At 61.9% G+C, this 17,119-nt stretch carries 14 protein-coding genes; 5 read left to right on the forward strand and 9 right to left on the reverse strand.

Annotated features, from left to right (window positions below; genetic code table 11):
• The first annotated feature begins 40 nt into the window (after positions 1-40).
• The gene (locus tag FPZ24_RS04250) at positions 41-3,028 is read left to right on the forward strand and encodes a response regulator (RefSeq protein ID WP_146569868.1); all 2,988 of its coding nucleotides are present in this window, start codon (positions 41-43) and stop codon (positions 3,026-3,028) included.
• A gap of 310 nt (positions 3,029-3,338) precedes the next feature.
• Here the strand turns inward: FPZ24_RS04250 and FPZ24_RS04255 are convergent, their stop codons facing one another.
• From FPZ24_RS04255 to gntA, 5 genes are all read right to left on the reverse strand, one after another.
• Positions 3,339-3,911 carry a PRC-barrel domain-containing protein gene (locus tag FPZ24_RS04255; protein WP_146569869.1) on the reverse strand — a complete coding sequence of 191 codons (573 nt, stop codon included), beginning with the start codon at positions 3,909-3,911 and terminating at the stop codon, positions 3,339-3,341.
• Positions 3,912-4,058: 147 nt separating this feature from the next.
• Positions 4,059-4,553, reverse strand: a complete 495-nt coding sequence (locus FPZ24_RS04260) for a DUF421 domain-containing protein (RefSeq protein ID WP_205012863.1) — start codon at positions 4,551-4,553, stop codon at positions 4,059-4,061.
• An 18-nt stretch (positions 4,554-4,571) separates the two neighbouring features.
• Positions 4,572-5,822, reverse strand: coding sequence for an NRAMP family divalent metal transporter (locus FPZ24_RS04265; RefSeq protein WP_240047602.1), 1,251 nt, complete (start codon positions 5,820-5,822; stop codon positions 4,572-4,574).
• 79 nt (positions 5,823-5,901) lie between these two features.
• Positions 5,902-6,489: a DUF1989 domain-containing protein gene (locus tag FPZ24_RS04270; protein WP_146569871.1), complete on the reverse strand. Its 588-nt coding sequence runs from the start codon at positions 6,487-6,489 to the stop codon at positions 5,902-5,904.
• Positions 6,486-7,175 carry a guanitoxin biosynthesis heme-dependent pre-guanitoxin N-hydroxylase GntA gene (gene gntA, locus FPZ24_RS04275; RefSeq protein WP_146574168.1) on the reverse strand — a complete coding sequence of 230 codons (690 nt, stop codon included), beginning with the start codon at positions 7,173-7,175 and terminating at the stop codon, positions 6,486-6,488. The genes FPZ24_RS04270 and gntA overlap by 4 nt, the downstream gene beginning before the upstream one ends.
• 278 nt (positions 7,176-7,453) lie before the next feature.
• Here gntA and FPZ24_RS04280 point away from each other — a divergent pair, with 278 nt between their 5' ends.
• Both FPZ24_RS04280 and FPZ24_RS04285 read left to right on the forward strand, forming a co-directional pair.
• Positions 7,454-7,996 (forward strand): hemerythrin domain-containing protein, encoded by a 543-nt coding sequence (locus FPZ24_RS04280; protein WP_146569872.1) that lies wholly within the window; start codon positions 7,454-7,456, stop codon positions 7,994-7,996.
• Between the two features lie 70 nt (positions 7,997-8,066).
• A complete protein-coding gene (locus FPZ24_RS04285; protein ID WP_146569873.1) occupies positions 8,067-8,885 on the forward strand; it encodes a hypothetical protein in 819 nt (272 codons plus the stop codon).
• Here the strand turns inward: FPZ24_RS04285 and FPZ24_RS04290 are convergent.
• From FPZ24_RS04290 to cphA, 3 genes are read right to left on the reverse strand one after another with little or no spacing between them, the layout of a single operon-like run.
• Positions 8,839-9,645, reverse strand: coding sequence for a cyanophycinase (locus FPZ24_RS04290; protein WP_146569874.1), 807 nt, complete (start codon positions 9,643-9,645; stop codon positions 8,839-8,841). The two genes, FPZ24_RS04285 and FPZ24_RS04290, sit on opposite strands and share 47 nt — an antisense overlap.
• Entirely contained in the window at positions 9,638-10,519 is an 882-nt protein-coding gene (locus tag FPZ24_RS04295; protein WP_146569875.1) for an isoaspartyl peptidase/L-asparaginase family protein, read from the reverse strand. Before FPZ24_RS04295 ends, FPZ24_RS04290 begins: the two co-directional genes overlap by 8 nt.
• Entirely contained in the window at positions 10,512-13,517 is a 3,006-nt protein-coding gene (cphA, locus tag FPZ24_RS04300) for a cyanophycin synthetase (protein WP_146569876.1), read from the reverse strand. Before cphA ends, FPZ24_RS04295 begins: the two co-directional genes overlap by 8 nt.
• A gap of 31 nt (positions 13,518-13,548) precedes the next feature.
• Here cphA and FPZ24_RS04305 point away from each other — a divergent pair, with 31 nt between their 5' ends.
• Complete coding sequence (locus FPZ24_RS04305; protein WP_146569877.1) at positions 13,549-15,750, forward strand: hypothetical protein; 2,202 nt, start codon at positions 13,549-13,551, stop codon at positions 15,748-15,750.
• A gap of 71 nt (positions 15,751-15,821) precedes the next feature.
• Complete coding sequence (locus FPZ24_RS04310) at positions 15,822-16,007, forward strand: hypothetical protein (protein ID WP_146569878.1); 186 nt, start codon at positions 15,822-15,824, stop codon at positions 16,005-16,007.
• A gap of 48 nt (positions 16,008-16,055) precedes the next feature.
• Here FPZ24_RS04310 and FPZ24_RS04315 read toward each other — a convergent pair whose 3' ends face one another.
• On the reverse strand, positions 16,056-16,964 hold the full coding sequence (locus tag FPZ24_RS04315; RefSeq protein WP_240047603.1) for a manganese catalase family protein: 909 nt from the start codon (positions 16,962-16,964) through the stop codon (positions 16,056-16,058).
• Positions 16,965-17,119 lie beyond the last annotated feature (155 nt).

Genomic DNA, 17,119 nt, shown 5'->3' on the forward strand with positions numbered 1-17,119 from the left:
CGTTCTGGTGCCAACCAGAAAAATCGAGCGGGTGAGGTCTATGGACGGGCGAGAGCGGGGCGCGCAACGTTTCCTAAGCGCGGCGGAGTGGCGACAGATTATCGACAGTGCTGTCGATACTGCTATTATCACGACCGACACGGACGGTAAGGTCACGAGCTGGAGCGACGGCGCCACGGCCATCCTGGGGTGGCAAGAAAATGAAATGCTCGGTCGTACGCTGGAGCCACTATTCCCCGACGATTTAGGTCCTGCCGCGTTGGAGCGCGAGATGGCGGAAGCACGCTCCGCGGGAAAGGGCGGTGGGACAGAAGGCTGGCGCGTTCGCAAGGACGGGACCCAGATTTGGGCGACTGGAGAGATGACACCGATTTACGGTGGGCCTGGCGACATTGTTGGGTTTACCAAGGTGCTTCGCGATCGCTCGACACAGCGGGCAGCCGAAGCGGCGCTGATTGAGGAACGGCGTGCGCTCGAGATACTCAATCGGGCCGGATCAGCGCTGGCGGTGGAAACGGACCTTGAAACGCTCGTGCAAATCGTCACTGACGCCGGGGTCGACCTGACCGGCGCGCAGTTCGGCGCATTTTTCTACAATGTCCTCGACGCTGCCGGCGAAAGCTACATGCTGTACACCCTATCGGGCGTTCCGGCGGAGGCCTTCGCCAAATTTCCGATGCCACGCAACACCGCGGTGTTTGCTCCCACATTCAACGGAGAAGGCATCGTCCGGTCGGACGATATCACAAAGGATGCGCGGTACGGGAAGAACGCGCCACGAAAGGGCATGCCCGACGGGCACTTACCCGTTCGAAGCTACCTCGCAGTGCCGGTTACGTCGCGAACCGGCGACGTTATCGGCGGGCTGTTCTTCGGGCATGAAGATGTGGGGGTGTTCACTGATCAATCGGAGCGCGGCCTCGAGGGCTTGGCCGCCGAAGCCGCCGTTGCGATCGACAATGCGCGACTGTTTCGTGCGCTTGAGCTCGAACTCCACCAGCGCCGCACCGCGGAAATCGACTTGGCTGTCAGCGAAGACCGGTTGCGACTGGCGAACGACGCCGCCGAAATCGGCACGTGGGACTTCGACCCAATTTCGGGCGCGCTCCGCTGGGACGACAAGTGCAAGGCTTTGTTTGGACTGGGAGCCCATGCGGAGATTACCTACGAGAGAAGCTTCCTTGCGGGTCTGCACCCAGAAGACCGCGCTCGGGCCGATGCCGCGGTTCAGGCCGCACTGGCGACGGGAGGGTCGGGCGTCTACGACATCGAATATCGAACCGTGGGTATCGAAGACGGCGTCGAACGCTGGCTCGTGGCGACGGGCAGGGCGATTTTCGAGAATGACGTAGCCGTTCGCTTCATCGGAACGGTGATCGACATTACAGCGCGCAAACATATCGAAGACAGCCTGCGCGAGTTGAATGAACGGCTGGAAGAGAAGGTCGCGGCGGAAGTAGCGCGGCGCGGCGAAGCCGAAGAAGCCTTGCGCCAAGCCCAGAAAATGGAGGCGGTCGGACAGCTTACGGGCGGTATTGCTCACGACTTCAACAATCTTCTTACCGTGGTAACCGGCAATATCGGCATGGCGCAGCGAGCGCTCGATGCCCGGGAAGCGAGCGACCCTCGCGCGACGCGCGCGCTCGACAATGCGATGAAAGGGGCGGAGCGGGCCGCCGCGCTAACTCAGCGATTGCTCGCTTTTTCGCGGCGGCAGCCGCTGGCGCCGAAACCCGTGGATGCCGATCGGCTGGTCGCAGGGATGTCGGACATGCTGCAACGTTCGCTCGGGGAAACGGTGCGGCTCGAAACGGTAACATCGCCAGGTTTGTGGCGCACCGAAGCCGATCCCAATCAGTTGGAGAGTGCGATCCTTAATCTCGCGCTCAATGCGCGCGACGCCATGCCGAGCGGCGGGCAGCTTACCATCGAGACGGCAAACACGCGGCTCGACGAGAGTTATGCGGCCACGCAAGCCGAGGTTCCGCCGGGACAATATGTCATGATCGCTGTTACCGACACCGGCAGCGGCATGTCGCGCCAGGTGGTTGCGAGAGCTTTCGAGCCGTTTTTTACAACCAAGGAGGTCGGAAAGGGAACGGGTCTCGGGCTGTCGATGATCTACGGCTTCGTCAAGCAATCGGGCGGCCACATCAAAATCTATTCGGAGGAGGGCGAAGGAACGACGGTCAAAATATATCTTCCCCGGTTGCTGAGCGCGGCTGCCGAAACGTTTGAGCCCGCATCAACCGCGAGCGGCCTGGAGGGTAGCGCCCGGCGGGAGACAGTCATGGTCGTCGAGGACGACGATGATGTCCGGGCTTACACGGTCGAGTGCCTGCGGGAGCTCGGCTATCGCGTGATCGAGGCGCACGATGGACAGTCGGCTCTGCGCCTGCTCGAACGGCAGGAAGACGAGATCGCTTTGCTGCTCACCGATGTCGTCATGCCCAACATGAGCGGTCGTGAACTGACGATCGAGGCGCGCAAATACCAGCCCGGTCTCAGGGTCCTGTACACGTCGGGATACACGCGAAACGCAATCGTGCACGGCGGCAGGCTCGATCCGGGTGTCGAGTTGATCGGCAAGCCATTTTCGTTCGAGGCCTTGGCTCAAAAGGTTCGAGATGTAATCGACAGCAATTCGGGCACGATACTGATCGTCGATAGCGATCCGGCGATGCGTTTTTCGGCGTCGCAGGGGTTGGAAGCATCCGGGTTTCGGACAGAAGAAGCGGGCACGGGTCTTGAAGCGCTCAGCAAGGTGCGCGCCGCGCAAGGTTGCTATGGCGCAGTGATAATCGACGATGCTCTTGCCGATCGCGCCGGGAATGCGCTGTTGCGCGAACTTCGCGCGCTCTACTGCGACCTTCCCATTTTGCTCGCAACGTCGGTGCCGCACGATGAAGCGCTTGCCGACATTGCTGATGATCGCTGCATAGCGTTGATTGGCAGGCCCTATACTGCGCGGGAGCTGAACGATGCGCTCGATCGCTTGGGCATGTCTTGCCGCCGAAACGACGACTAACCACAGGGTCCACGCGCTAACCTACTGAAAATGTCGCGCGTTTGACGGGTGAAGCGCCCTTACTCGGGGGACGAGAGAAGATGAGGCGCTACTGTCCTGCCTTTAGGCGCACAATATGGCTTCGGGCCTCATAGGCTTCGGCTAGCTCTCGATGGATTTTCTTGACGGCCGGATCGGTAGCCGCAGCCTCCTTCAATCGCTCCTCGCTGGCGCGGCGCGCGACATAGTCCGCTTCTCTTTCCGCAGGCATCGACGTCCTCCCGGTTGCAGCCTTGCACGATGCGCCACTTTCGAGGCGCCGACATTAATCTCAATCTGTCTGGGCAGTCGCCGAATCAGGCTCCGCCTCCGGCAGTCGTTGAATAGCGGCATCGTCGAGACGTGTGCGAATGCCGGTATCAGCCACATTGGCTTCGTCCCATGGCAGGCGTCGCAAGGCCTCGCCGACCCCGCCGACGCCACCGGTCCGCACGATGAAATAAGCTATGCTCCCGCCCCGACAGGTGATCAGGGCGTCAACAGCTCGGGCGATCACGTTTCCCGCCGGCGAATACACCGGCAGATTATCGAGACGCGCGGCGGAAAACAGCGTCTCCACCGCTGGCTCGTGACTTCGTCGAACCTCGCCTGCCGCCGCATCGGAAATCCGCGCCCGGCTTCCCAACCAACGCCAGATTCCGATCAAATCGACCACGGCGAGAAAACAGTTCGAGTACAGCAATTGCGACTGATGCGTTGCGAGACCGATCGCAATCCATGCGGCAGCGCCGACCGTGAAGATTACGAATCCCCACCCCGTCACGCGGGGGCCAAGATTGGCTGCGGTCATTACCGCCGCGATGCTCGTTGCTGCAAGCGCCAGCCAGCCAGCGAGATCAACCACGTTCATATCTCCTTCGAAGGTGGACGGCGTTTGACGGAGGTAACAGGGTGGGCGTGGATACCGGATCGCATGAGCGGCGTTCGCGTCGTCCTCCGGTACGGTCCGGCCCGAACCATCGCTCGCGGCGCCGCAACCGCTTGTAGACACTCACGCCTTCGCGCGCGGTACGACGCTTATCTTTCCGCCGCGTTCGATCGTCGCCAGCCTTACGTCCGCCGGATCCTCGACCTGTTCCATCCGCAACCCTTCGAGCAGATCTTCGTCGCTGATGTCGTGTCGCATCATGCCGGCACGATCGATGCAGCCGTCGCGAACCAAGGTCGTCGGTGACCCTTTGATCAAGCGCGACAATAGGTTCGATCGCACCGTCGCCATTGCGGCGAGGCGATGAAGGACGACCAAAAGCATGGTTGCCACCAAGGTGGGGACGAACGGTGCCTTGCCTGTCATCGCACGACTAATGTTGGAGCCCACAACGATCGCAACGATTATATCGAGCGGGCTAAGACTAGAGAATGTCCTGCGACCAGCAACTCTGATGCACAGTAGCCCGTAAACGAACAGGAGCACGGCGCGCGCGCAGAACTGCGCGGTGCTCGGCGAGCCGACGTCCGGGCCAACGATCGCCTCCAAGAGTTCCATGACAGCCTCCAAGTAAGTTCAGGACGGACTGACGCACATGGCAAGCGCGGCCGCTGCCATGACGGCCGTCGCCATCCAGCCAAACAGGCGCAATGGCCACGAGGCGACGAACTCTCCCATGATACTACGCTTCGATACGACGATCATGAGGCCGATCAGCACCGGGACCGCGGCGACACCATTGATGACGGCACTCCAGAACAAGGCCTTCATCGGGTTGATCGGCGACCAGTCGATGGCGAGGCCGAGGATCATGCCCAAGCCAATAATCAAATAGAAAGCCTTGGCACGCGCGGGGCGGTGCTCCAAACTCGCACTCCAGCCGCCGATCTCACATACCGCATAGGCCGATGAACCGGCTAAGACCGGAACAGCCAGCAGTCCCGTTCCGATGATCCCCAAGCTGAAGATTGCGAACGCGAGGTCACCAGCAACGGGCCGCAACGCCGCCGCAGCATCGGCTGCGCTTTGAATATCGGTCTTGCCTGCGGCGTGTAGCGTAGTTGCCGTGCCGACCATGATCGCCAGCGCAACGACGTTCGACACGGCCATCCCCGTGACCGTATCCCAGCGGATCCGCTGCAGCGCGCCGGCCGCCTGCGCGCCATCATCGCGAAGCGGCTTGCGCTGTGGCGCTTGGTCGATTTCCTCCACCTCCTGCGCTGCTTGCCAAAAAAAGAGATAGGGACTGATCGTCGTGCCGAATATCGCGACGATCGTCGTCAATGCGCCCGCACCGGCAATCGTCGGAAGGACGAGGCCGCGTAGCGCAGTCGACCAGTCGACCTTCACCATGAACAACAACGCGATGTACGCAAATAGGATGAGTGTCAGCCATTTCAGGATGCGAACGTAGCGGTGATAAGGCAGGAATAGCTGGAGCAGCAGCGACAGGATCGTGAAACCGATTGTGTAAGCGTGCTCCCATCCCCCGACCACGAGCGCCACGGCGTCACCCATCGCCGCGAGGTCCGCGCCGATGTTGATGGTGTTGGCGACGAACAGCAATCCGATCAACGGCATCACCAGCCATCGCGGCATCACCTTGCCAAGGCTGTTCGCGAGACCGTGACCTGTCACGCGTCCAACCCTGGCGCTGGCTAGCTGGACCGCTACCATGAGCGGATAGGCTAGCGTCATCGTCCACAACAGGCCTGAGCCGAATTGCGCACCGGCTTGGGAATATGTCGCGATGCCGCTTGGATCGTCATCTGCCGCCCCGGTCACGATGCCGGGACCGAGTTGCTTTAGTCGCTCGAGCAGCTTCACTGGCGCGACCCGACGTCGCCGCTGCGGTCGAGATTGCTCACCTGCGCCGTAAGCCCCACGGAAGCACATGGCTGTTTCATCAATCGATCCGATAATGGATCGGCTTGAACGTGCCACCGTTCGAGTCCGGTGCGGAACAGGCCGTCAAACCGATGATCAAATCCATCTCGGCCCTCAGCGCAATCGAGTCACCGGCTTTGCTGAGCGGCGGCAATACTTTGAGCTTACCGGTCTGGCCGTCGACGGGCACGTTCATGAAGCAATTGAATGCAATGGGTATCGCGTCTGGCGCGATGTCGTAGGGCGCCAGAGCCTCGGCCAGATTTCCGAAGCAGCCGCGATGCGGCGGCAAATCGGGATAGAAATGAAGAAAGGTGTCGATCGAGCACGGGGTCAGCAGGAAGTCGTGACAGCCGACCGTGTCGCCGACGATGGTGAGCATCACGCGCGAGCGATTTGAATAGAGTTTATTGCCCAAAGTGAGGCGGATCGTTTCTGCGTAATCGAGCGTGCGGCCCGAGGAGATGACCTCCCGCACATCCTCCGCGTTGAACGCGAGCAAGTCGGCAACCTGCTCGCCGCGCGGATCGATGACGGTCAGCGTAGCGCCCTTGTCCAGCTTGAAGGCTGTACCGCTTCGCTCCGGGATCACCACCGTGTCGATCATCGCGGCGGCTCCCCCTGATAGGCAAAGGGTGCGTGCCATTCGTCGTTCACCGCTCGGCCAGAATATTGGCGCGCCTCGCTGGCATCCCCGTGACGCGCCAGCATCGGATTGCGCGATCCCGCCAGGCGGTCGTCCCGCACCAGAATCTTCTCGCGTAAACCCTCGTATTTGCCGGTGGCGCGCAGGCGTTCGAATTGATCGTGGAGATTGAACACGAGACACGGATTCCCGAACCGCCGCGCGGGCCTGCTGGCATTGGGGTGGAGGCCGACGATGAAAAAGGCCTCGCCGCCGAAGCTCAGGGAAAAATGCGGGTTGGCAGGATCGGGGCTGACGCGCGGATCGTAATCCTGGCCGCGCCACACGTCCTTGTCGCTCAGCGATTGCACGCGATCCCACAGCGCGCGCTCGAACGCGATTTCGTCGAGATCGCTCGGGCCGTCGAACACCACGGCAAACGACTGGAACAGCGCAGGATCTTCGCGATACGATTGCGCGAAGCGCAGCAAATGATCGTGGATGCGCACGTCGTCCCAAGCGCTGTCGATGCGGTCGCATGCCAGAACGCTAAGCGTTCCGCGGGCCAAGGCGGACTTCGCGCCCACGCAGGGAAAACTTCTTGCGTCGACGTGCGCGAACAACTTTTCTTCCAGCTGCTTCTGAGCAGTATGAGTCCAGTGAAACATAAGTCTTTCCGTTGAATAAACCGAACAATCATCACCACTTGACGTCGCCAAGCGACGAGTAAGCGGTAGTCGTTGAGGAGATGGAATGAACGAAGTGACGCGACCACGGTTGCGTGCTTGCCGGCAAAACTAACGTCGCTCAGTATGATTTTCTGACCATTGCTAAAGCCTCCTGAGAAGACCCTAGCGCTGGTGATGGTCCTACCGAGCGAGGCGCCCGCGTCCGCGGAACTACCGCTCGATGCGGCGGTTCGTGATCTAACAACGGGAGACCAGATATGTCGCTATTGGATAAGGTGATCGCCGCCGTTACGCCGCCCGAAAGTGCCGAGGCGCGCCTGGAAGCGCGAGCAAAGGCAATGGACATGACCAAGCCGAACGATTGGCTGTCAATGATCCTCGAGCATCACCAACGCATTGAGGCGCTGTTCGCGGCTGTCCGAGCCGCCACCACGCCGGAGGCCCGGCGATCGGCGCTCCGCCGTCTGGCAATCATGCTGACAGGACATGCCATCGCGGAAGAAGCGGCGATCTATCCCGCACTCGCCGCCGACAAGCAGCTCGCCCATGCTGAACTCGCCTATCAGGAGCAGTCCGCTGCCAAGATGGAACTCGGCTTGCTCGAGCGCCTCGATCCCATGAGCGAGGATTTCCTCGACAAGCTCGGTCACATCGAAGGCGCTGTGGCGCACCATGTCTATTCGGAAGAGGGGACATGGTTCGTCGAGCTTGCCAAGGACCTATCGCCTGAAGATCAAGCGCTGGTTACGCGCCGCTATCGGGAAGAGTTCGAGCGATACATGTCGGGCGATGACCTCTGATCGAAGTTTGTGGCCCCCGGAACGAGCGGACACGAACAACCTATTTTCAATTGGCTTATGGCGCGCGTTGTTGAATCGCCTCGACGCGTGGCGGAGTGACTGGCGGAGCCAGATCGACGCCGAGACACCTGAATTCGTCGGGGGCTTCCCGCCCAACCGACTGAGCGATCGACGCGTGTTCGAGGCGTTCACGGTCGCTTTATTGTCTGGCAACGCCAGGTGGGATCGGATCGCCGCCGTCAGACCCGCTTTGTCCGAGCCATTTCACCATTACGATCTCGCCCGCTTCGCTGCGCTATCCGACGTAAATATCGACCAAACTCTCGTACCTTGGTTCGCTCGTCATAGGGCCGGTAGTGCCGGCCTGGCCCAAGGTCTGCGCCGGTTACGCCGTACCGCGACGGTGCTGGAAGCGCACGGCAGTTACGAATACCTTCGAGACGTCTTTGCGGCCGCCGACGGTTCGCCAGATCGAGCAGCCGTCCTGCTCGGACACTCATCGCAGTGGAAACTTCCTGGGTTCGGCATCGCGCTTGCGGCAGAAGCATTGCGGCTCCTCGGCTTTGATTTGAGCAAGCCCGATCGCCATGTGCTGCGCGCTCTGGGGAGCTGGGATATCGTCGCATTCTCACGGTGGGACCGTAAGGGCGAATTTACCGCGCCACAGGCGCGACCCAAGGAATTGGCCTCCGCCATGACGGCCGTCCGTGCGTTGGCGGCTGACAATGAGGTCGGTACGAGTGTCTGCACCTCCGTCATCTGGACCGCCGGCGCGGTATCGGGCGCTCGCCTCACGAACGCGGAATTCGCGGCGCTCGCGATGGAAGCGTCTGGAAAGGACCTTACGTCGATGGATCGCGGGCGCAAGGACGGCGAGACGACAGTTTAAATTGATCGCCCGACGACAATACATGCAAGCTGACACCAAACATCGAGAGCGCTTCCTGGCGGCCCGCCTCGGCAATATTGGAATGGCTGACGGTTGAACCATCGACGACGTAGACCGCACCCGCCCCAACGACTTTGAAGGTGTCTCCATCGATGACGATGGCGGTATCTTCGTCGATACCGATGCCGAGCACCCGGGGGTTTTGGGCGACGCCTCCGAGCAGGCGGCCGATGCGACCGCGTTCAGCGAAGTGCTGATCGATGATGACATCTCGGATCAGGCCAAGACCCGGCGCCATGTGGAGATCGCCAATGCGGTGCGATTCCGCGCTGGAACCACGTACCAGCATCGTCTCGCTCATCACCGATGCGCCTGCGGAGGTTCCGGCGACGACGCCGCCGCTGTCGTGGATAGCGCGGACCATCTCTTCGATCGGCGTGTCGCCGATCTGCGACGAAATCCGCAATTGATCGCCGCCGGTAAAGAAAATTCCGGCTGCGTCGCGCAACAGGTCGAGATTTTTCGGTGACCGCGTTTCGTCGCGGTCGTTGACATAGAGTTCGACAAGATCGGTCACGCCGAGCGCGGCGAAGGCCTTTTGATAGGCGTCGAAATATCCTTCTGGTTCATGACTGGCGACCGTCGCAATCACGAGCTTGCCGCCATCGAGCCGGGCCGCAACTTCCTGCAAAATCGCCTTGTCGCCCTCTTTGTCTTCATGACCGCCGATAACGATCAGCGGTCCCGCGCAGCTAGCCATTGATTAAATCCTCGAATTCGTCGCGGTGGACACCAGCAATCGGGCGGGGCATCCGGCTGTTGATCGCGGCAACGGCGAAATGATCGCTGTTGTGCGTCACACCGAAACGGCCCGACCGATCGATAGCGATGATACCCGCTTCCCCGCCGACGCGCTGGAGTGCGGGAAGTGCGCTCACCACAGCGGTCTGGGCCGGGTGACGGTACAGCTGCTCGACGACGCGGCCGGCCAGAAGCACGCGCATGATGCTTTCCCCATCCCCGGAGATGGCAACCCCACCGGCATGATCGTCGGCGTAAAAGCCGCAACCCGGAATCGGAGCATCGCCGACGCGACCGGGCATTTGCCCCGTCAGCCCGCCGGTGGACGTCGCTACCGCCACCCGACCCTCGCCGTCGATCGCCACGCAGCCCACCGTGTCGTGCGACGGGTCAGTCGGATCGGGCATTAGACGAACTCCCATGGGGGTGCCTGATTCGATACCATGCTCGAGCGCAAAGGCGCGCGCACCGTCGCCGACTAGCAATACGGGATCGGCCTCCAGTAGCAGCCGAGCGACCATGACAGGATTTCGGATGTCGCGTATCGCTGCCACCGCCCCGACCGCGAGGCTAGAACCGTCCATCATCGCGGCATCGAGTTCGACCTCACCAGTCCGCGTCGATACCGCACCGGTACCGGCGTTGAAGGTCGGATCATCCTCTAGCAGGCGAACGGCCAGTTCCGCGGCATTTAGGGCGCTGGCACCTCCCGCGAGCGCGTCCGCCGCCGCGGCGACGGCCGCGCCGCAACCTGACCGGTTGGCTTGTTGTCGGTGCTCCGAAATGGTGCGGGCACCGCCATGAACGATGATCGACCATCCCCGCTCAGTCATGGTCGGCTCGCGGACGGGCAGGGGTAAAATCGCTCACCAGTTCCCACACCAGGTCGATCTGCGTGGGGCTGATGACGACGACGTCGCCGGGCCGAGCAAGGTTCAAGGCGAACAGGGTGGCTGCACCTTCTTCGACAATGCGATGAATGCGCGATTCCGCCATGCCGCCGGCAATTGCGCCGCTCGACATGAGAGCATTGATTTCACCACGCGGACGCCCGCGGCCATCGGGCGTTTCGCGAAATACCAGCTCGTCGAACAGGCTTGCCGCAAGAGTTCCCATCCCGATCAGATCCTCGTCGCGCCGGTCTCCGGGCACGCTGTACGTACCGATGAACCGGCGTCCGGGCTGCCGCAACGTCGCAAGAAATTTGCCGAGCGCGGTGACGGCCGCCGGGTTGTGAGCATAATCGACGATTACCGTGACGCCGTACCGATCGATGATGTTCAACCGGCCAGGACTGTCTTCATAGGACGTTGTGAAGCCAGCAAGACCTGTGGCGATCGCGTCCACCGCAACACCCAAACCGGCGGCAATCGCCGTTGCTGCCAAGGCGTTCTCGACATTGAACCCCGCGGCGCCCTTTTGCGTCGCCGGCACGTGGTCCACCGTGGTGACCAGTGTGCGGTCGCGACCACGATAGATCACGATGGCGTCCTTTTCGCCGTCAGCCTCCAGCACGACGGCGTCTCCGCCCGCTGTGACGTGATCGGCGACAAGCTGCTGCAGGCCATGCATCGAGAACCAGCAGATCCTACCGCGCGCATGGCGGCGCATCCGTCGGGTTCGGGCGTCATCGGCGTTCAATACACTGACGCCGCGCCGCTTCACGGCCTCGATAACGACCGACTTGACGTTGGCGAGATCATCGACGGTATCGATGCCTTTCAGTCCCAGATGATCTTCCGTTACGTTCAACACGCAACCGACATCACAGCGATCGAATCCCAGCCCCTCCCGCAAAATGCCGCCACGTGCGGTTTCGAAAACCGCCACATCGACCGTCGGATTGGCGAGGATCTGCCGTGCGCTCTTTGGCCCGCTGGCGTCCGCGGATCGGATCAACCGCTCATTGATGTAGATCCCGCTCGTGCTGGTGAGGCCGACGGTTCGCACGGTCTCGCGCAAGATACGCGCCACCATGCGCGCCGTGGTCGACTTGCCGTTCGTGCCGGTGATCGCGACGATCGGTATCCGGCTGTCCCGCGGTCGCGGGAACAAATGATCGACGATCGGTGCCGCGACATCGCGCGGCGTGCCCGACGATGGGGCGAGATGCATTCTGAGGCCGGGCGCGGCGTTGATCTCGACGATGCCGCCACCGGTTTCCGCAACCGGTCGCGCAATGTCAGGCGAAAGAAAGTCGATTCCGGCGACGTCCAATCCAATCGTGGCGGCAGCTTGCTCGACGACGAATATATTGTCGGGATGAACGTCGTCGGTGCAATCTTCGGCCGTTCCGCCGGTCGACAGGTTCGCGGTGTCCCGGAGGCGAACAGGCAGACCGCGAGACGGTACCGATCCAGGCGCTAGACCCTGCGCTGCCAGCACAGCGGTCGCCGCGTCGTCAATGACGAGTCGGGTAAGTACGTTCTCATGACCCGAACCGCGACGCGGATCGTCATTGGCCCGCGCCACGAGCGTCGCAACGTCGGCAATGCCGTCGCCGATGACGCTTGCCGGGCGGCGGCGGGCCACGGCGACGACCCGCCCGCCGACGACGAGGAAGCGATGGTCCTCGCCGGGCAATTGTTCTTCGATAATGATGCGTGTGCCATGAGCGCGCGCCGTCGCGAAGGCCGAGGGCAAGCTGTTCGCATCGACGTTCAACGTAACCCCGCGGCCATGGTTGGCGCTGACCGGCTTCACGACGAGGGGGCCGCGAAACCGCCTTGCCTGCGCTCGGGCTTGGTCGAGGGATCGCACGACGACGCCACGTGGCGCGGGCAGGGCGGCGTCCAATAGCAATTGTCGGGTCAATTGCTTGTTGCCGGCTGTCTCGACCGCGATGTGCGAGGTGTTGCCAGTGATGCTTGCGCGGATCTTGTGCTGACGGCTGCCGAAGCCGAGTTGGACCAGGCTTTGTTCGTCGAGCCGAGTGACGGGAATGCCGCGCCGTCGCGCGGCATCGACCAACGCTTGGGTGCTAGGGCCGAATGCCGTCCGCCGGGCAAGTGCGGCGATCTCGGCGATCATGTCGCCGACCGCTGCCCGATCGTCGAGAGAGGATGTGGCGACCAGTTGGCCAAGATCGAGCGAGCCTAATTCAGCCGGAAGCAGCCGCGACGTCAGGACCAGGGCATGGCGAAGCGCGAGCAGCGCGACATTCTCGTCGCGATACTCGACTAGAATATCATAGGTGCCGGGGCGACTCCGCACGGAGCGGGTTTTTCCCCGCGATACCGGCGTGCCCGCTTGGACCTGCAACTCCAGCGCCACGTGTTCCACGACGTGGCCGTACCACGTGCCCTCGCGCAGCCGCTCGACAAACCCGCCAGGACGTCCCTTGCTGCAGTGGTGCAACGCGAGACCGGGCAATAGCGCCAGCAAGCCGTCCGTCAGGCCGGGTTGCGCACTCGCTGGATGAAGCTCCAACGGGCCGATCTCGACGCGCACGCGGACCATCGCCCGGAGACTGTGGATGTTTGGACCACGATAGACGCTCCGCTCGACAACCTTGACGACCGGCGGGGACGAAGCGGGCGCTCCGTCCCGGCTAGTCTCGATGGAAGACGGGTCGAGGAGAAGAGCGTCCACATAATCCCTTTCGCTGTGCAATTTTCGGGAACGTTTGGCCCGACGGCGGGTCTCATCGAGCGGCCGAAAATCGTGCTGATGTGGATTAGATTTGGCATGAGCGCGTTTCGCGAGAGCCCCGATCGGCCCATCTCTGGGACGCCATCCGCATGAAACCGTCCATGAACATCGGACGTTTGACCGCACCGGATATCGCCGTGGCCGCCGGTCCTGAAGCGCAGTTCCTCTGCGCCGGGGCATGGCAGCGCCTGCGTGCAGACAGGAGATCGCGATGGGGCGTGCAATCGCAGCGAGCGCTGCAACGATCAGTTTGAGGGCCGAGCTGGCCGAGGGGATGCGGAAGGTCGCTCAGTTTTCCGTAGGCGATCGCACCATCGATATTGCCGCTGGGCAGGACTCGATCTGGGCACTCGTTCGCCGCCCGGAGCGCGGAGGGCTGGCGGTTCGCCTGGCGCACTGCTGGGGCGGTGTGAGCGACGTCACGACGTTGCGAACGACGGGCGATGAGTGTCTCCGGCTGTGCGTTCGGAGCGCGGTTGGCAAGCAAATCGTCAGCATCAAGAGCGACGGCATGAGCCTGCCGTTGATGCGCGTCACTACCGTGCTTACGCCTTCGGTGCCGCTCCTTGTTCCTTATCTACCACGCGACCTTTATCCCTTGGGAAGGGGTGACGATCCGTTGCGGGCAGAAGGGACGGTCGAGGCGGCGCAGCGTGGCCTCAACAGCGGGCTGATCTACTTTCATCTCGATCGCCCGGCGTTTGGCAGTGTGCTCTATTTTCAGAACCTGACCGCGCTCAACGACTATTTTGCGGCGACCGGGACCAAGCCCGACAGTGCAGTGGGCGGCGAATGGCCCGAACTGGGATTCCTGCCGCCAACACCGCCGCAAAGCGGAACTCCGCCGACCAGACCGCTTCCCGCGCGAAAGGCGGTCACCGTGTCGGACGCGATCATCGTCTTTCATGACGAGGCCGCCGCCAACGAGCAGAATTCGGCACGGCGCTTCCTGCAAATGCTGGGGGCCGCCTATCGCAAATTGGCGGCGCCGCCGACCACGTATCACGACTGGGTCGACCGCAGTCGCCGGACGCTGCGCGATCTCGAGCGGGCGCCCGAGGCCACCATTCGGCACTACGGCCACACCTATATCCACCCTTATACGGCGGCCGAATATCCCGATGTGATGGTTCAGATGTCGATCATTTCGGCGTTGCGCAACTTCGCCGCCTGGACCGGGGCCGAAGTACCGTTTGCCAGAGCACTCGAGCAAGGGCTGGCCAAATTCCACGATCGCAAGCTCAAGACGATGCGGCGCTATTTGCCGAACGTCGGTCGTGACAAAGACAAGCTCGCCGTGGACAGCTGGTACCTCTATCACCCACTCCTCAACCTCGGACACCTCGCATTGGCGGGCGACCGCCGCGCGCGCCGCTTGTTCGAGGGATCGCTCGATTTTGCCATCAAGGCCGCGCGTCATTTCGATTATCGCTGGCCCATCCAGTTCAAGGTCGACACGTTCGAGGTTATCGTCGAGGCTAGAAATGATGACGGACTTGGTCAGACCGATGTCGGCGGCCTCTATGCCTATGTCATGATTCAGGCATACGAATTGACGGGACGTCAGGACTATCTGACGGAAGCCCGGAAGGCGATCGATGCCGCGCGCAACATGCGCTTCGAACTCAACTACCAGGCCAATCTCACAGCGTGGGGCGCAGCGGCATGTCTGCGCTTATGGCGTATCACCGACGAGGAATATTATCTCCAGCAAAGCTATGTTTATCTCGCCAGCTTTTTCCACAACACGGCGATCTGGGAGTCGCAAATCGGTCATGCCAAGCACTACGACGTCTTCCTCGGTGCGACCGCATTGCACGATGCACCCTACATGGCGATCTTCGAGTGCTCCGACAGCTTCGCCGCCTTCGAACAGTACCTCAAGGATTCGGGCCCCGATCTCGACCCCGCGGCGCGGCTGCTGATCAGCGAATATTGCAAATATGCGCTCGATCGGGCCTGGTATTATTATCCCGACGCCTTGCCGGTTGACGCCATTGCGACCGACAAAATCCGCAACGGCCATATCGACCGCTCTCTGTCGTTCCCCGTCGAGGACCTGTACGTCGACGGCCAGCCGGCCGGGCAAGTAGGTCAGGAAATCTATGGTGCCGGCGCGGCCTTTGTCTTTGCGAGCCGGGCATTTCACAATGTGAGCGGCGCACCATTCAGAATCTTCTGCGACCATTTTCCGGTGACGAGCGAGCGGACATCAACGCGATCGCTGACGTTCGGGATTCAAGGCGGCGAAGCACGCGAGGCCGTGTTCATTCTCGCGCCCGTAAGCCGAGGGAGGTTGGCCGGAACCGTCTTGCGCACGAGCGCCGGCGACGCGCTGACGCCGCGTCGCCGTCGCGACCGTCTCATCGAGTATCGGATACCGGCAACCGGTGCAGTCAGCCTGCATTGGTGACGGAACCGCAGCGGTGCTGGCTCGTATGCCACTGATGTCGGAGTGTCCGGCAGCGTAACGCGGAGATGATCATGTCGGAACCCCAGACGCCGGGTCTTTCGGACGAAAGCAAACCAGCGCTTTCCAACGAGAAGACCGAGCGCAAGCCTGTGGTCGACACGCCCGGCGGTCAGCCGGTGGAGGATGTGGAAGATCGTTCGAATGTCGGGACGGTCAAGCCGGAAGATTATCCGCCCGACCAGCGCGCCAAAGCGTGACCGGATCCGGGCGGGTCGCTCGTAAGGCCCAGCGGCCCGCCCGATGTCTTAGCGTTTTTTCGCCATGGCAGTCGCTTCGGCAATGTCCTTCGCGCCGCCCAGGTCTTCGTCGCTCGTGCGGCCGGCACCCGGGCCGGCGCCAAGATCGGCACCGGTTGCGACATTGGCGCCCGGATTGGACTGCGTTCGTGTGGCCAGAGCCGCCACCGCCGCCTCGTCCTTCTTGGCTAGCGTGACACTTGCCGTGCCGTCGCCATCGTCGAATGGCATGACCTGTTCCAGATCGTCGATACGATCCCATTGTTCGCCACTGTTCCACGGACCGTCCATGTCGCCTTCGCCCTGGGAGGTGTTGACATAGGCGTTGGCGTAGGCGGCGATCCCCGGCAACTTGCCCGGCGGAAAATTGTTTTCGATCGAATAAAGCGCCTTTTCGAACGATTTTTGATGGGCGATCTCGCGCGTCATCAGGAAACCCAGCGCGTCTTTGACCCCAGGATCGTCGGTGACGTTGATCAACCGTTCATAGACGATCTTTGCCCGGCTTTCGGCAGCGATGTTGGACCGTAAGTCGCAGGTCGGGTCGCCCTTGCTGTCGACATAGGCGGCCGTCCACGGAACACCGGTTGAATCGATCAGCGCCGGGCCGCCGCCAAACAGCAAATTCTCTTTCTGACTGGCGCCGCCGGCATTGACCGCGATCATGAGATCCGCCTCTTTCATCGAGGCTTCGGATATCTGCGCCTTGACGCCCTTGTTGAGCATGGCGACGATCGATCCGACCACTTCGAGATGGCTCAATTCCTCGGTGGCAATATCAAGTAGAAGATCCTTACGGCCGGGATCGACCTCGCCGAGCGCCTGCGTGAAATAGCGCATCGCTGCGGCCAGTTCGCCGTCCGCTCCGCCGAATTGCTCGATGATCAGGGATGCCAGCACCGGATTGGGCTCCGCCACGCGGACGGTATATTGCAGGCGCTTGTTGTGCATGAACATTGGCTGTCTCCTATGCTCTGAAGACAATCGGAGTTCGCGCCTGTTCCCCAAATTTGACCGCGATTATCGAAACCTAATGTGCATTAGCACGATTATCTGGCGGGCAGGGCGGGTTC

This window comes from Sphingomonas panacisoli, from assembly GCF_007859635.1.
Taxonomy (GTDB): Bacteria; Pseudomonadota; Alphaproteobacteria; order Sphingomonadales; family Sphingomonadaceae; genus Sphingomonas; species Sphingomonas panacisoli.

Excerpts from the sequence above, each read along its gene's own strand:
- FPZ24_RS04250 (WP_146569868.1), top strand. The coding sequence starts at position 41 with ATGGACGGGCGAGAGCGGGGCGCGCAACGTTTCCTAAGCGCGGCGGAG.
- FPZ24_RS04280 (WP_146569872.1), top strand. The coding sequence starts at position 7,454 with ATGTCGCTATTGGATAAGGTGATCGCCGCCGTTACGCCGCCCGAAAGT.
- FPZ24_RS04310 (WP_146569878.1), top strand. The coding sequence starts at position 15,822 with ATGTCGGAACCCCAGACGCCGGGTCTTTCGGACGAAAGCAAACCAGCG.
- FPZ24_RS04290 (WP_146569874.1), bottom strand. The coding sequence starts at position 9,645 with ATGGCTAGCTGCGCGGGACCGCTGATCGTTATCGGCGGTCATGAAGAC.
- cphA (WP_146569876.1), bottom strand. The coding sequence starts at position 13,517 with ATGCCCCGGCGCAGAGGAACTGCGCTTCAGGACCGGCGGCCACGGCGA.
- FPZ24_RS04270 (WP_146569871.1), bottom strand. The coding sequence starts at position 6,489 with ATGATCGACACGGTGGTGATCCCGGAGCGAAGCGGTACAGCCTTCAAG.
- FPZ24_RS04305 (WP_146569877.1), top strand. The coding sequence starts at position 13,549 with ATGGGGCGTGCAATCGCAGCGAGCGCTGCAACGATCAGTTTGAGGGCC.
- FPZ24_RS04295 (WP_146569875.1), bottom strand. The coding sequence starts at position 10,519 with ATGACTGAGCGGGGATGGTCGATCATCGTTCATGGCGGTGCCCGCACC.
- gntA (WP_146574168.1), bottom strand. The coding sequence starts at position 7,175 with ATGTTTCACTGGACTCATACTGCTCAGAAGCAGCTGGAAGAAAAGTTG.
- FPZ24_RS04260 (WP_205012863.1), bottom strand. The coding sequence starts at position 4,553 with ATGGAACTCTTGGAGGCGATCGTTGGCCCGGACGTCGGCTCGCCGAGC.